General features: G+C 57.2%; 12 protein-coding genes and 1 pseudogene. 5 read left to right on the plus strand and 8 right to left on the minus strand.

Annotated features, from left to right (window positions below):
* Positions 1-13 precede the first annotated feature (13 nt).
* The 3 genes from BST95_RS12395 to gloB form a co-directional block, all read right to left on the minus strand.
* Positions 14-1,126: a class I SAM-dependent methyltransferase gene (locus BST95_RS12395; RefSeq protein WP_146004167.1), complete on the minus strand. Its 1,113-nt coding sequence runs from the start codon at positions 1,124-1,126 to the stop codon at positions 14-16.
* A 5-nt stretch (positions 1,127-1,131) separates the two neighbouring features.
* The gene (locus BST95_RS12400; protein WP_229801887.1) at positions 1,132-2,439 is read right to left on the minus strand and encodes a LysM peptidoglycan-binding domain-containing protein; all 1,308 of its coding nucleotides are present in this window, start codon (positions 2,437-2,439) and stop codon (positions 1,132-1,134) included.
* Positions 2,440-2,571: 132 nt separating this feature from the next.
* Positions 2,572-3,342, minus strand: coding sequence for a hydroxyacylglutathione hydrolase (gloB, locus tag BST95_RS12405; protein WP_084199826.1), 771 nt, complete (start codon positions 3,340-3,342; stop codon positions 2,572-2,574).
* Between the two features lie 83 nt (positions 3,343-3,425).
* Here gloB and BST95_RS12410 point away from each other — a divergent pair, with 83 nt between their 5' ends.
* The 3 genes and pseudogenes from BST95_RS12410 to dnaQ all read left to right on the plus strand — a co-directional run bounded on the left by BST95_RS12410 (position 3,426) and on the right by dnaQ (position 5,414).
* A complete protein-coding gene (locus BST95_RS12410; protein ID WP_084199828.1) occupies positions 3,426-4,244 on the plus strand; it encodes a class I SAM-dependent methyltransferase in 819 nt (272 codons plus the stop codon).
* A pseudogene (rnhA, locus tag BST95_RS12415) lies at positions 4,241-4,680 on the plus strand (ribonuclease HI). Before BST95_RS12410 ends, rnhA begins: the two are co-directional and overlap by 4 nt.
* A 17-nt stretch (positions 4,681-4,697) precedes the next feature.
* A complete protein-coding gene (dnaQ, locus tag BST95_RS12420; protein WP_084199830.1) occupies positions 4,698-5,414 on the plus strand; it encodes a DNA polymerase III subunit epsilon in 717 nt (238 codons plus the stop codon).
* 18 nt (positions 5,415-5,432) lie between these two features.
* Here the strand turns inward: dnaQ and nhaB are convergent, their stop codons facing one another.
* A complete protein-coding gene (nhaB, locus tag BST95_RS12425) occupies positions 5,433-6,938 on the minus strand; it encodes a sodium/proton antiporter NhaB (protein WP_066059068.1) in 1,506 nt (501 codons plus the stop codon).
* A gap of 157 nt (positions 6,939-7,095) precedes the next feature.
* Here nhaB and nudC point away from each other — a divergent pair, with 157 nt between their 5' ends.
* The gene (gene nudC, locus BST95_RS12430) at positions 7,096-7,911 is read left to right on the plus strand and encodes an NAD(+) diphosphatase (RefSeq protein WP_084199832.1); all 816 of its coding nucleotides are present in this window, start codon (positions 7,096-7,098) and stop codon (positions 7,909-7,911) included.
* 15 nt (positions 7,912-7,926) lie between these two features.
* Complete coding sequence (gene sohB, locus BST95_RS12435) at positions 7,927-8,982, plus strand: protease SohB (protein ID WP_084199834.1); 1,056 nt, start codon at positions 7,927-7,929, stop codon at positions 8,980-8,982.
* Positions 8,983-8,988: 6 nt separating this feature from the next.
* On the opposite strand, the gene BST95_RS12440 is transcribed toward sohB, so the two are convergent.
* The 4 genes from BST95_RS12440 to BST95_RS12455 are packed head-to-tail and all read right to left on the minus strand — an operon-like array spanning position 8,989 to position 14,321.
* Positions 8,989-9,195, minus strand: a complete 207-nt coding sequence (locus tag BST95_RS12440; protein ID WP_084199836.1) for a hypothetical protein — start codon at positions 9,193-9,195, stop codon at positions 8,989-8,991.
* Positions 9,196-9,211: 16 nt separating this feature from the next.
* Positions 9,212-10,954 carry a SulP family inorganic anion transporter gene (locus tag BST95_RS12445; RefSeq protein ID WP_229801886.1) on the minus strand — a complete coding sequence of 581 codons (1,743 nt, stop codon included), beginning with the start codon at positions 10,952-10,954 and terminating at the stop codon, positions 9,212-9,214.
* A complete protein-coding gene (locus BST95_RS12450) occupies positions 10,951-13,329 on the minus strand; it encodes a serine/threonine-protein kinase (RefSeq protein WP_084199838.1) in 2,379 nt (792 codons plus the stop codon). Before BST95_RS12450 ends, BST95_RS12445 begins: the two co-directional genes overlap by 4 nt.
* A gap of 5 nt (positions 13,330-13,334) precedes the next feature.
* Complete coding sequence (locus BST95_RS12455; RefSeq protein ID WP_084199840.1) at positions 13,335-14,321, minus strand: FHA domain-containing protein; 987 nt, start codon at positions 14,319-14,321, stop codon at positions 13,335-13,337.
* Between the last annotated feature and the right edge of the window lie 383 nt (positions 14,322-14,704).

Genomic DNA, 14,704 nt, shown 5'->3' on the forward strand with positions numbered 1-14,704 from the left:
CGCGCTACGCGTATCAGGCAACTGACTCAGCCTGCCAGATTCTGAACTTGCGGTTCTCGGCAAGAATGGCGGTATTCCGAAAATGCGCGTTGAGTAGCCGGGCGTAAGGAAGATGACGATTGGCCACCAGCACCAGAATGCCGTTTTCACTCAGTTTTTCCCGACACTGCATTAATAGCCTGCGTCCCACAAAGTCGTCGACACTGTGGCCCAGGTGGAAGGGGGGATTGCAGAGGATTAAGTCGAATTTTGTCTCGCTGTTTAACAACCCGTCGCCATGGAGAAAGTGTGCGGTCTCCCCGGGGTACAGGGCTTGCCAGTTGGCTCGAGCAGAAGCCACTGCCATGGCAGATTCATCAAAGAAGTGTACCTCGCTTGCAAGGCCCAACTGTTTTGCGCAAAGGCCCAGCACGCCATTGCCACAGGCGAGGTCGGCCACGCGATGCGCAGGATTGAGTGCGGGCAGGTTTTCAATCAGAAAGCGGGAGCCGATATCCAGGCTCGAGGCACTGAACACATTTGGCGAGCCAGTGAGTTCACAATCCAGAGGAGGGCAGTAGTAGCTTGGGTTGAGCGGCGGATCAATGGTGCTGCCTGCCTCGCGTATGGCGGTGAAAACTCGCGCCTTACGGGCTCCCCGATGGCGCTCGACATGGCCAAAATAGCGGGCAATGGTGGCGGCGGTGGCGGGAGAAAGATGCTTATCCATGCCAGCGCAGATGAGTTCAGCGCCCACCGGCATAACAGCGTGTAAGGTGGCCAGTTGGTGCTCGAAGTAGGCGCTTTGCTTTGGAACCCGTAGCACTACCGGCCCCTCTGCACAGCTGGGTGCTTGAGTGCTCCAGATAACGGCGACCGGCAAGCAGCTATTGGCCTGCAGATTGGCGGCGGTCGCCAGGGCCGCCAGCGCTGAGTCAGTCCAGAGTTGCTGCGGTTGCAGGGCCACGCACAGCGCGCCATGTTCGTCATTGACGACCAGGGACGGTGCCGCGCCGCGTTCGAGGGCGGCATCCATGAGTAACAAATCGGCGCCGCACCAGGCCTGTAGTTGTTCGCCGGCGCGTTGCGGGTAGCGATGGAGCTGCCAGCTGCCATGGGCGGTTTCCAGGCGACTGGCGGCGGCCATGTTAATCAACCACCACTGACATACAAGGTGAGCTTTTGACCGGGCTGCAGGTAGGCGTTCGGGTCGAGGGAGTTCCAGGCAATGATATCGTGCACCGACACCTTGAACTTACCGGCTATCCTGTACAGCGAATCGCCGCGGCGAACGCGGTAGCCACGCTTGGTAGGTGAAATGCGTGAGCGGTCGGCCATGGCCAGGCTGGTGGCCCAATCGCTGCCCTGGGGAATCATGAGTGTGTCGCCGGCGCGAATCATGCTGCCACGTATATCGTTGACCTGGCGTAGCAGCTCCACCTCGGTGTCGAATTTCCGGGCGATGCGGATCAGGTTGTCGCCGTTCTGGATGCGGTAGTGTTCCCAGCGCACCCGGTCAGCGTCGGTTAGCTGGGCAATGCCGCTGTGGAAGGCATCAGCGGTGCCGGTGGGAAGAAGCAGTTCCTGGGCAGTTTCCGGTGATGTGGCCCATCGCAGTTGACCGGGGTTCAGGGCCTGGATCATGCTCAAATCGACGCCTGCCAGTGATGCCGCCCGTGCCAATTCTATCTGTCCGCCAGTGTTGCCCACGTCGAAAGCCGGTGAGTTTGGCACGGGGGGGATCTGCACGTCAAAGGCTTCGGGGAAGGCAATGATCTGGCTCAGGGCTAGAAGCCGGGGCACGTAATGACGTGTCTCCCGGGGCAATTTCAATGACCAGTAATCCGTGCCCAGGCCCTGCTTGGTATTGGCCCGTTGTGCGCGACCGACGCGTCCCTTACCGGCGTTATAGGCGGCAAGGGCGAGCATCCAATCCTCGTCGAACTCCTTGTGCAGAGATTCGAGGTAGTCCAGGGCGATCCGCGTGGATTCGCGCAGATCGCGACGACCGTCGTACCACCAGTCGCTGTGCACGCCCAGCCAACGGCCAGTGGCAGGCATGATTTGCCAAAGTCCGGCGGCTCGCTCCGAGGACACTGCAAAAGGATTGAGAGTGCTTTCCACCAGCGGCAACAACGCCAGTTCGATGGGAATATCGCGCTTTTCCACTTCCTCGACAATGTAATACAGGTACAGAGAGGCGCGCTCAGATACGACAGGCAGATAGCTGGGTTGCCGCAGGTAGTGGTCGCGAGCATGGCCTACCTGTTCGTTGTGAATCTTTTGCCAGGTCATCTGGCGGCGGATTCGCTCCCACAGATCGGCCGGTGGTTTGTGGGGAGTGGCCTCGGTGTCGCCAGCGAACATTTCTGTGGGGCTGGGTTCGGTATAGGTTTCCCGCTCACCGGAATGCGTCGTATCGGTGGGGTTGTGTTGGCATGCCGCCAGTGCAGCGGACATCGAAAAGGCCGCAATAAGTCTTCGTAACATTATGAAATATAGATCAAATCAGTTTTTATTTTCTGGGTCCAAAAAGCCCCGCTACAAGCGAATTGTGGCCCGTCTGGGACGTATGATGCCAGTGAATAATTGTCAAAAGTTGTCCTTCCAGCCCCGTACTGCGGCAAACACTTCTGCCCCTGTAGTGCCGGACAGCTTGCCATGGCGACGCATGGCGTCGACCAACTCGGGGGCTTCGCAGCGCATGAAGGGGTTGGTGGCCGTCTCCAGCGCCAGGGTCGAGGGGACGGTGGGCAGCCCCGCCGCGCGAGTCGACTTCGCCGTGGTAATTCGCTCGGCGAGGGCCTGGTTGTCGGGTTCTACAGCGCTGGCAAAGTCAAGGTTGGCCAGGGTGTACTCGTGGGCACAGAATACCTGGGTATCTGCCGGTAATGTGGCCAGTTGCTGGAGAGAGGCGTGCATCATACCGGGCGTCCCCTCAAATACCCGCCCGCAGCCGCCGGCGAACAGGGTGTCGCCGCAGAACAATTGGGCGTTGTCTGCGCTGTGGTAAGCAATATGATCGAGGGTGTGCCCCGGCACTTCAAGCACATCGAAATAGGTGCCGAGTACGTCGACGCGGTCGCCCGCCCGCACGACCACATCTAGCTCATCAATGGCGGGATTGTCCGGCCCATAGACAGTCGGTGCAAAGGCCTCGCGCAGCGCGCCAATGCCGCCCACATGGTCGAAATGGTGGTGGGTGATTAGAATGCCTGTCAGGTTCAGGCCTTCCTCTTCGAGCCGGGCAAGGACGGGGGCCGGGTCGCCGGGGTCGACTACAAATGCATCGCCCGTCGAATCTGCGCTTATCAGCCAGATATAGTTGTCGTCAAAAGCGGTAATAGGTCTAACTGTGAGCATGGGAAATCGTTTCAATAGCGGGTAAATGCAGTAAAATGGCGCTCTATGTAGCGGTGGTGCAGAGCGCGCCCGTGGATTGAGTAATGAGCCGGCAGTTTAGCGAGATTTTTGACGAACTGGAATCCTGGTATGGCATGGAGGCGGGGCGGGTCGTGCTGGACAAAGTTCGCGCCCATCTCGCCACCTATCTGGATACCGCCTTCGGCTACCACATACTGCAGATTGGGCCGGTACGCGAGCACTCCCTGATAGAACAGGGGCGCATCCATCACCACATTTATGCAGGCCCCCGTGGTGGCAGCGCGGTCGGTTTACTTTGCGAGGGCGATGAATTGCCACTGGCCAGTGACAGTGTCGATGTGATTGTCGCGCACCATAGTCTTGAGTTCAGCACCAATCCTCACCAGGTGCTCAGGGAATTGCAACGCGTGCTGACCCCTCAGGGCCATCTGTTCATCGTCGGCTTCAATCCCTTCAGTTTGCGTGGTCTGGGATTACTGCTGAAGCGCTTTGGACGGTATTCGCCCTGGCGCCGGCACCACCCGGTTTCACGCGATCGCCTTTGCGATTGGTTACGCCTGGTAGGCTGTGATCCCGGCAGCAGTAGTTTTCTGCATGCAGTGCCGGGCATAGGCGGGCGTCGAGTGCGCAACCTGCTTGAGCGGCTGGATAACGCCTGCGGGCGCTACAATCTGCCACTGGGCGGCCTGTATGTGGTGCACGCCATCAAACAGCAGCCCGGAGTTACTGGCAGCCGTCTCGATCTGCGCAAGCACGGCGGTAAACTCATTGGGCTTGCTGTGCCCAAACCTGCCGCAACGCCCAGCCCGGCGCCTGCCGGGCCCGCAAGAGGACACTCAGGCGCTATTCGCAGGCGTCCGAACGGAGACATTATTCATTGAAAGACGTCGAGATTTTCACCGACGGGGCCTGCCGGGAAATCCCGGACCAGGTGGTTGGGGCGCGCTGTTGCGCTATCAGGGCAACGAGAAGTCACTCTATGGTGGCGAGCAGGAGACAACCAATAACCGCATGGAGTTGCGCGCGGCCATCGAAGGGCTGATGGCCCTGAAGGAGCCTTGCAGTGTCGTTCTGACCACCGATTCGGTGTATGTCAAAAATGGCATTACTCAATGGCTGGACGGCTGGAAGCGCAAAGGCTGGAAGACCGCGGGCAAGAAGCCGGTTAAAAATATCGACCTCTGGCAGGCGCTGGACGAGCAGAATCAGCGCCATCAGGTCGATTGGCGCTGGGTCAAGGGACACAGCGGCCACCGCGAAAACGAAATAGCAGATCAACTCGCCAATCGAGGCATCGATGAGTTGGTAACCCCCTAACGGAATACAAGCAGACTATGCGTCAAATCGTACTGGATACAGAAACCACGGGCCTGGAAGTCACTCAGGGGCACCGCATTATCGAAATAGGCTGTGTCGAACTCGACAACCGACGCCTGACCGGCAATCACTATCACGTGTATATCAACCCGCAGCGTGAGGTTGATCAGGGCGCGATTGAGGTTCACGGCATCACCAATGAGTTTCTGGCGGACAAACCCTTGTTTGCGCGGGTGGCACAGGAATTTTTTGACTTCGTAAAGGGCGCGGAACTGGTTATCCATAACGCCCCCTTCGATGTTGGCTTTCTGGATGCCGAGCTCAAGCGACTCGACAAAGGCTATCCGCCGCTGAGCGAGTGCTGCAGTATTGTCGACAGCCTGATTCTCGCCCGGGCCAAGCACCCCGGCCAACGTAACAACCTGGATGCCTTATGCTCACGCTACGGCGTCGATAATTCCAGCCGCGACCTTCATGGCGCATTGCTCGACGCGGAAATTCTCGCTGACGTCTACCTGACGATGACCGGTGGGCAGACCTCGTTGACGCTGTCTGACACAGACGGTGATTCGGCGGGCTCTGTGGGTGGCGAGCGTATTCAGCGTCTCTCTGTCGAGCGTAGACCGCTGAAGGTGATCGAACCTTCAGCGGAAGAATTGGCAGCACATGAAGCGCAGTTGGAAGCCATTGCCGCCGGGAACGGCGGCAAGGTGTTATGGCGGGAACAGGGTTAGCTGGCTAAGCCCTAGGCGCTAGACAAAGGCGCTTACGCACGCCAGACCGACACCGCCAAGCACCACGGTGTAGGGAATGGCCATGATGACCATACGGCCATAGGAAAGTCGGATAAGCGGCGCTAGTGCTGAGGTTAGCAGGAACAGGAAGGCCGCCTGGCCGTTCGGTGTGGCCACACTGGGCAGGTTGGTACCCGTGTTAATGGCAATCGCCAGTTGATCAAATTCCGCCCGGGTAATAGTGCCCGCATCGAAGGCATTCTTCACTTCGTTAATGTATACCGTCGCGACAAACACGTTGTCGCTGATCATCGACAGCACGCCATTGGCGACAAAGAACATGGCGGGACGAATTTCGGCATCCATTGCCAGCACTGTGTTAATCACCGGCGAGAACAGATGCTGATCGTGGATAACGGCTACAATGGCGAAGAATACGACCAGCAGTGCGGTGAAAGGCAGGGCTTCTTCAAAGGCGTGGCCAATCTGGTGCTCCTCGACAACCCCATTGAATGCTGTCAGCAGTACGATCACCATCAGACCGATCAGACCAACCGCCGCCCAGTGCATGGCCAGCGCTGCTACGAGCAGTGCAGCGACAAGTGCCTGGATCAACAGGCGTGCGCGGGCGCGACTGTTGCGCTGCGACGATTCCTTGCGTTCAAACTCCACTAGCACCTCACGTACACGCGGGGGCAGTTTTGCGCCGTAGCCAAATTTGCCGGACAGTTCCAGCAGTACACAAGTGACAAGCCCGCAGGCGAGTACCGGCATGGTTACAGGCGCCATAACTTTCACAAAGGTGATGAAGTCCCAGCCAGCCACTGTGGCGATAAGCAGGTTCTGCGGTTCGCCAACGAGGGTGCACACGCCACCGAGGGCAGTGCCCACGGCGCCGTGCATGAGCAGGCTGCGCAGGAAAGCGCGGAAATCTTCCAGATCCTCGCGATTGCTCTCTTCGACGGAGTCGTCTTGCGTGTGGTCATGATTATCGCTGCCGAAACCCTTGCCGGAAGCCACCTTGTGGTAGACCGAGAAGAAGCCAACCCCCACGCTGATTAACACAGCGGTTACAGTCAGGGCATCGAGAAACGCTGACAGTACGGCGGCCACCAGTGAAAAAAGCAGTGACAGCAAAACCTTGGACTCCACCTTGAGCAGAATCTTGGTAAACACGAACAGGAGCATTTCTTTCATGAAGTAGATGCCAGCCACCATGAACATCAGCAGCAGAATCACCTCAAAGTTCGCCAGCGTCTCCTGGTAGACCATATCGGGCGATGTCATCCCCAGAACAACCGCCTGGATGGCTAGTAGCCCGCCTGGCTGCAGCGGGTAGCAGCGCAGGGCCAGCGCCAGGGTGAAAATAAACTCGCCAATCAGGACCCAGCCAGTCACAAAGGGACCCAGAGTGTGCAGGAGAATCGGGTTGATAAGCAAAAAGGCGACGATCGTCTGCTTGTACCAGACAGGCGACGGACCAAGGAAGTTCTTCCAGAGAGAAGCTGCTGTAGATTCGTTCATTGAGCGGACTTATTAAAATACACGAAGGCCGCATAATACGGGAAATCTTCGCATTGTGCGCGCTCTTGGTGGCAAAAAGTCACCGGCAATCGTCCTCTTGCCGACACCCCGCGCGGGGCATACTATAGCCGGTCCTTTCTGATCAATAATTCACAATATGTTTCGACCCGAAAACGCGCCTCCTCAAGGCGACCTGCCCGAGCTGCACGTGGTATTCCAAAGCGGCAAGCTGGTCACAGACATGCGCTCGACAGAGCTCTGCCTTCTCGAGGGGCAGCTGACTCGTATCTTGGGCTGGCAAGTTCGCCGCCGGCAGTTTATCGGTCTGTGGGGCGAGAAACCGGTGTTTGCTGTTGAAATCGACGAGCGCGACGAACTCGATCCGTTGCAATTCGCCTCCGGGTCACTCTACCAACTGCTGGGCAGGGTGGATGAGCAACTGTTCGCTGCGGCAGGCCGGGCAGCACAGCTGCTGGACTGGGAGCGCGACCACCAGTTTTGCGGACGGTGCGGAGGCGCTATGCACACCGACCTGGCCGAGCGCGCGATGCGTTGCCCTCCCTGTGGCACGACCCTCTATCCACGGATTGCGCCCTGCATTATTACCCTGGTCACTCGAGGTGACGAACTGCTACTGGCGCGGAATGCCAATTTCCCCGGGCCGATGTACAGCACGCTCGCGGGTTTCATTGAAGCAGGGGAGAGCGCAGAAGAAACGCTGCGCCGCGAAGTGCGTGAAGAGGTGGGCGTTGAGGTTGACCAGTTACAGTATTTTCAGTCTCAGGCCTGGCCTTTCCCCAACCAGTTAATGCTCGGCTTTTATGCGGAGTACGCCAGCGGTGAGATTACCCCTGACCGCACTGAAATCGCCGATGCGCAGTGGTTTCACTACACCGACCTGCCTGCTATTCCACCTGCCAGCTCAGTCGCTGGGCAGCTTATTCGGCACTACGTTGCCTCTCGTCACCCTTAACGTCTGGAGTACATTTTGGAGTTTCTGTTCGAATTTGGTTTGTTTCTCGCACAAGCGGTCACGCTCGTTGCCGCCATTCTTATTCTGGTCGCAGGAATGGTCAGTATTGGCCAGCGCCAGCGTTCTGAGCTACAGGAAGGGCATATTGAAATTCGTAACCTGAACGAAAAATACAAGCTCATTGGCTCAGCCATTCGAGAGACCGTCGAGTCTGAAGATGCGTTTAAGGACCAACGTAAGGAAGAGAAAAAGGCTGAAAAGAAAAAAGCCAAGCAGGAAAAAAAGAACCGCAAGAAGGAAGAGAGCCCCGAGCAGGACCGCAAGCGTCTGTATGTGTTGGATTTTGACGGTGATATCAAGGCCAGTGCCACCGACAATTTGCGCGAGGAAATTTCTGCCATTCTCACCGAGATCCGTACAGGTGATGAGGTGCTGGTCAAAGTTGAAAGCCCGGGAGGACTTGTTCATGGTTATGGTCTGGCGGCCAGCCAGTTACAGCGCTTCCGTGAAGCAGACGTACCGCTAACGATTGCGGTCGACAAGGTGGCGGCCAGTGGCGGTTACATGATGGCCTGTGTCGCCAACCACATTGTGGCTGCACCATTTGCCGTGATCGGCTCTATTGGTGTGCTGGCACAATTGCCGAACTTTCACCGCCTCCTGAAGAAGCACGACATTGATTTTGAGCTTTTTACCGCCGGTGAATACAAACGCACACTGACTATGTTTGGCGAGAACACGGACAAGGGGCGCGAGAAGTTTACTCAGGAACTGGAAGACACACACGGCTTGTTCAAACAGTTTGTTTCTGACAATCGACCGCAATTGAATATTGACGCCGTTGCCACCGGCGAAGTCTGGTATGGGCAGCAGGCGGTAGATAAAGGCCTGGTAGACGCCATCATGACCTCCGATAGTTTCCTGCAGCAACACCTGGCTGACTGGGATGTCTATGAAGTGCGTTTCGTACACAAAAAAAACTGGCAGGAAAAACTCGGGCTGGCTGCAGAAGTGGCCATGGAACGCAGTTTTCTCAAGGTTTTGCAGCGCAGCCAACGCCCCCCGGTATAGGATGCTTTATTCGCGCTCTTCGCAGGCAGAGCGCTCGACGATTGCGCGATTGACCATCGCTGACTGATCCTCGTCGTCGGCCAGCACTGCGCCGCTGACATTGTTCTGCAGATTGGCGCAGGGGTCTTCCTCGTACAGTGTGAGCATCGCCAGTACTGCAATAACGATAAGCACCAGGGCGAATCCCAAAATTTTCGGCAGCGTTTTAGGCATGACAATTGCTCATTCGTTACATGATATAGGGTTCTGGCTCATCCAGGCGCAGCGCACGAACTGCCTGATGATGGCTCAAATAGACCTTGCCTGACAGCTGATCGAGGAAAGCAATTGCCTGTAACGCATCCATCACAGGCCCTTTAACCTCGCTGAGGTTAAGCGTCATACCGAGTTCCATCAGGCGGTGATCAACCGACTCGAGCATCTCCAGGGCACTCATATCAATCTCATTGACCGCTGTGCACTGCAAAACCACATGCTGCAGTTCCGGGCGTTGCGCTACCAGGCCGTATATATATTCTTCGAGGTATCCTGAGTTTGCAAAATACAGGCTTTCATCGATGCGAATAGAGACCAGATTGGGGTAGGTAATGACCTGGTGCCGTTCAACATTGCGGTAGTGTTCCGTACCCGCAACAGCGCCCACAACCGCCACGTGGGGCTGAGAAGTCTTGTGCAGGTGGAGCAGCACTGAGGCGGCAATGCCGCAAATCACGCCCACTTCAACCCCTGTCAACAGGGTTACCGAAATTGTGACAACAGCCGCGAGAAAATCTGAGCGTGAATAACGCCATGCTTTGGGAATAATCGAGAAATCAATAAGCGCAAGCACGGCGACGATAATGATCGCAGCCAGGGTAGCTTTGGGTAGGAAAAACAGTAGCGGTGTTAGGAATAGGCAACTCAGGGCAATACCTGCAGCTGCAATAACACTCGCCAGTTGGGTGCGGGCGCCGGCATCGTAATTGACGATGGAGCGTGAGAACCCCCCGGTGACCGGAAAACCACCGCTTATGCTCGACGCGACATTGGCGCCTCCCAGTGCAATCAACTCCTGATTGGCATTTATACGCTGGCGTCGTTTGGCAGCAAGCGTGCGGCCGACCGAGACTGACTCGACAAAGCCAATAAGTGATATTAATAACGCGGATACAGCTAGTTCACGCCATAGTTCGAGGCTGAAAGGTGGCGCAGAAAACGCCGGCAGGCCTGCGGGAATAGCGCCCACAAGGCTCACGCCTTGCACTTCAAAGTCTAGCCAGTAGCTGCAAGCCACAGTAGCGAAGATCGCTGCAACAGGTGCAGCGCGCGCCAGAATGGCGGCCAGTGATAGGGGCAGTCCAATCCGTAGGAGGAGGGGTTGAAGATGGCCCCGTGCCCACCACAGAAACGCCAGCGCGCCTGTACCTGTGGCGAGCGCATAGCCATTCAGGGTGTTGAAGTTTGTCAATATTCCAGAAAACAGCGCTGGAAGATTGCTGCCCTGGGCGTCTATGCCAAGCAGGTGGCGCACCTGGCTGACCGCGATGATGATGGCAGACGCCGTAATAAAACCTGATACCACCGGGTGCGATAAAAAATTCGCCAGAAAACCAAACCGCAACAATCCCATGGCGATGAGCATCAGGCCCGACAGTGCCGCCAGCGAAATGGCCGCGCTGGCATAGTCCACTTCCCCGCTGGCAGTTACGTGGGACAGTGCCGATGCGGTCATTAACGAGATCACCGCTACGGGGCCGACCGATAGCGTTCTACTGGTGCCGAGCAGGGAGTAGACCATTAGCGGGAGTATAGAGGCATACAGGCCCATTTCCGGTGGAAGACCTGCCAATAGCGCATAAGCCAGTGACTGGGGAATGAGCATGATAGCAACGATAAGGCCCGCCAGCAGGTCGGCGGTGCCATCTGCACGAGTGTAGCCGACCAGCCACGCGCGAGGGGGAAATTGGTCCGACCATTTAGTCAACCGCGTCACCCTTTCGCGCCTGTTGCGGTTGTTTCACAACGGGCGTCGTTGTCGACCAATTGCATTAACTCTTCGAATCTTGGCTGCTCGCAAAGGGCATCGAACCAGGGCAGGTTGAAGTAGTGCCCCGCCGACCCCTTGTCGATGGCTTCTTCAACCTTGCCTAATGCATCGAGCTGCATATCGGAGAGCGTGTAGACCAGGGCCGCTGCGCGGGCGTCGCCGGCAGAATAGGGCTGGCGCAGTGTTGAGCGTGCAAGCGTAACCGCACGATCAACCTGCCCGAGATGGGCGAAGGCGACGGCGCCCGCCTGGGGTGCCAAGAGGGGATTTCCAGCCTGCATATCGCTGGCCACCTGCTCATAAAGTGCTTGAGCTTTGTCGGTGTTGCCCAACAGTTCTTCCGCTTCTCCCAGTTGCAGCACGCGTAATGGCATGCCTGGGTCGAGGGCGACAGCCTCGGTCAATGCGTGTTGAGCAGCTTTGTAGTCCCCGTTGAGCAATTGTGCGATTCCCAACAAGGCCCACTTTCGCGGCGCGGCAGAGAGCCCCAGGCTTCTCTCCATAGTGTCGACCGCGAGGTCGAGCTGCCCGGTAGAGATTTGGTAGTCGGCCAGTGCATCCAGAGCAACGGTGCTACCCGGGTAGCGCTCCTGCAATACAATCAGCGCGTTATGCGCGTCATAAAGCTCTCCAGCTTTATAGGCGTTGCTCGACTGACGTGTGAGAAAGTGCGGCGACGGCTGAACGATAGACGCTGCAGCAAAGTAGGGCATCGCCTCATCGTAACGACCACTGCCGTTGAGAATTTCGCCCTGCATATAGCTGGCACGACCCGGATCGGTCCCGCGTTCGATCAACGCAATCTTGTATTGATCCGCTCGCCCGAGCTCCTCGCGGCTAATGGCCAGCAAAAAGCGTTGATAATCGAGCTGTTCCGGATCGTCTAGCGCGGAGTCGGCTGCGGCCAGGCGCTGCTCGAGACGCTCCAGCAGAGGTGATGAGGCGGTCTCTCGATAGAGCTGTAATGTCACATCGGAGTAGGTGCGATAAAGCGGTGTAAAACCGGGCGCCAGCTCAAACAGCGCATGCAGCTGTGATTCGGCCGCAGAGGTTGGGTAGTGTTGGGTCTTCAAACTACGGCGAAGATCCAGGTACTTGCGATAAGTGGTCTCGTCGATCGCCCCAAGTGGTTGGGGCTGCGTTTCCTCCGGGAAAAGGTAAGGCCACTCGTCGAGGGCCTGGTTGCGAGCAGATATTGTGGAGGTGTCCGCGAGCTCGATCTGACGATAGGCCACGCTTTCGGCGCGGTTGCCATTGAAGCGGGCGATCTGCAGTAGGCAGGGGTTGCTGCTGCAATCCAGTCGACTGGTTACCAATGCATCGGCATTGAGCTGCTCGATGATCTCAGCTTCGTCGAGGCCTGATCCGAGATCGGAACCTTCGTAGCTGACCAGTGCAATACCAGCCGCCGCCTCAACAGCTTCCTGCAGTGCCTGGTGCACTGCCTGCGCGACGTACATATGATCCTCAACGTGCCGGTTGGAGCGAACAATATCCGTCGAAGCGATCGCGATATACGGTACTTTCGAAGGCTCTCGCATGTACACCAGCGTAGTCGTAAGTGCGATCAGCAAGATCGCCGACACCGCGAACCACCGCCGATTGCGAGTACCTTCCTGCGCGGGCGCGAGCTGCGCAGGCAGTGGTGTTTCCTGCTGGTAGTACTCGTACCAGGCAAACCGGAACCGTTCCGCTGCCTGGGCTGCGGTGGGTCTCTGGGAAGCCTTGCCGTTAATCAGCGCGGCCAGTAATTCCTCCATGTCCGGGCTGAGGTTGTGCCTGTGCTCGACGAGCATGGACTCTGCCAGTCGGCCCAGGGCGAGGACATCTTCGGCTGAATCGCTCTTTTCGCTGGCGATGCCGAAATCGTTGACTTTGGCGGTGCCAGCAGGGCTGATCAGCACGTTCTCTGCTTTGAGGTCGCAGTGGGTCACGCCTGCCTCATGTGAAGCGGCGAGACCTGCCGATATCTCTGCCAGCCAGCGCAGCCGCTCGCCAAGGTCGACCCGGTGCTCGCGCAGGTGCAGGAACAGGTTGCGGCCTTCCACATATTCCATGACCAGCGACAGGCGGCCCTCGTCTTCGATGAGATCGTAGATCTGCACGACATTGGGATGGTTGAGTTGGGCAAGCAGCAGCGCTTCGCGCTTCAGGTGCTCACCCCAGTTGCCTTCGGGCAGGTCTGCCCGGAGGTATTTAACCGCGACACTGCGCTGCAGGCGCAAATCCTGGGCAAGATAGACCTCGCCCATACCTCCGCGGCCCAATGCGCGGATGATTTCATACTTTCCGGCGAGAACAGATCCGGCTTCGGTGGGCACGCGGTTTAACCAGCGGATGCTTCTGCGCTGGGCAGGGAGTAGGCCAGGCTTTCGCCTTTGAAGATCTTGAAGCGCGGACTGCCGAATCGCATGCGTCCTTTGCCGCGTTCGATAAGTTGATCGGAATCGAGACTGTGTTCCAGATTCTCCGAGATCTGTTTGCGCGCACGAAAAATCATAATGTTAATGTGGGGCATATCCATACCCAGGTCTTTCTTAAGCTGTTCGTTGTCAATCCAACCTTGGGTTTTCTGGTCATAGCCGTTGCCTGCATCGGCAGCGCGAATTCTGGCCAGGTGCATGAGCAGATAGTGGTGGCTGCGCTCGCCAAGATTGACCTTGTCGCTGCCGCAGTTGAGCTGCAAGCCGGTGTTTTCCTCGTCCTGGCTCAGGTCGAATACAAACTCGATATCTTCGAGCTTCTGCTCGGGTGACACCGAAATTTCGGTGGCATTTTCGGTTTCAGCCAGAAATACCTGCCATTCGCGGCCATCGTAGCGGAGTGTGTCCCCGTGATGAATGACCCGCTCATTGCCCTGGATATTGTCCTGTTCCATCGGCTGCAACAGCCAGCAGTGACGGTGATAAGAGTAAATGAGTACCGCCTGCGGATCGTCCGGCGAAGGCAGGAATACAAAGGGCTCGAGCGGCAGATCCTGGGTGTCCTCGGTCATTCCCAGTAGGCCGGAGTTCGGCTCTGTGTCATCGATAAATTCCAGCGGCGGCATGTCCGGTGCACCGATATGGATGGTGTCGCCGATGCGCACGGGCACACTTTGATTGGGGTGAAGCCGGGTCGCACCCAGCCAGGTGCCATTTTTGGACAAGTCGCGCACGTTCCAGCGTTCGCCGTCCCACTCCATGGACAAGTGGATTCGCGATGTAATAGGGCTACTCATCACCGTATCGGATCGTTCTGCACAGCGACCGATGGTGTGATGTGTACGAAGGAAGAAGCTTCGTTTGTTGTCTGTATCGCGCAATTGCGCCATGGGAGCACGCCTTGATTAATTATTAGCCAATCTTCCGTGATCTGGCTGTAAACGGTAGGAAGGTCCCCGATAATTCCGACGAAAATAGTCGAATTCCATGCCCAGTGCAACCAAAGGCAAGCTTACCGTGTAATTGTGCGTAATCGTAATTAAAGATGCCCTTAATCACAATGACCAAGTGCATGGGAATGCACACCACGCGGAAATTAGCGGCCAGGGATGGCCGCTTTTTTTTCGCTCGCTTTTTTGCTTAGGCGCTGTCTCGCGCCGAGGTTTAGTTCAGTTGGGCCGGTTCAAAAAGTGAGTAATAGGGCGCGTGGCAATGCAGCGCAAGGAAATTTCTGGGGGATAGGAGTGATAACGGGCGGCCATCCTATCTCGTT

It is taken from the genome of Halioglobus japonicus, from assembly GCF_001983995.1.
Taxonomy (GTDB): Bacteria; Pseudomonadota; Gammaproteobacteria; order Pseudomonadales; family Halieaceae; genus Halioglobus; species Halioglobus japonicus.

Bases quoted from the DNA above. Each gene is read 5' to 3' on its own strand.
- BST95_RS12395 (WP_146004167.1), bottom strand. From the start codon at position 1,126: ATGGCCGCCGCCAGTCGCCTGGAAACCGCCCATGGCAGCTGGCAGCTC.
- BST95_RS12400 (WP_229801887.1), bottom strand. From the start codon at position 2,439: ATGTCCGCTGCACTGGCGGCATGCCAACACAACCCCACCGATACGACG.
- gloB (WP_084199826.1), bottom strand. From the start codon at position 3,342: ATGCTCACAGTTAGACCTATTACCGCTTTTGACGACAACTATATCTGG.
- BST95_RS12410 (WP_084199828.1), top strand. From the start codon at position 3,426: ATGAGCCGGCAGTTTAGCGAGATTTTTGACGAACTGGAATCCTGGTAT.
- dnaQ (WP_084199830.1), top strand. From the start codon at position 4,698: ATGCGTCAAATCGTACTGGATACAGAAACCACGGGCCTGGAAGTCACT.
- nhaB (WP_066059068.1), bottom strand. From the start codon at position 6,938: ATGAACGAATCTACAGCAGCTTCTCTCTGGAAGAACTTCCTTGGTCCG.
- nudC (WP_084199832.1), top strand. From the start codon at position 7,096: ATGTTTCGACCCGAAAACGCGCCTCCTCAAGGCGACCTGCCCGAGCTG.
- BST95_RS12440 (WP_084199836.1), bottom strand. From the start codon at position 9,195: ATGCCTAAAACGCTGCCGAAAATTTTGGGATTCGCCCTGGTGCTTATC.
- BST95_RS12455 (WP_084199840.1), bottom strand. From the start codon at position 14,321: ATGGCGCAATTGCGCGATACAGACAACAAACGAAGCTTCTTCCTTCGT.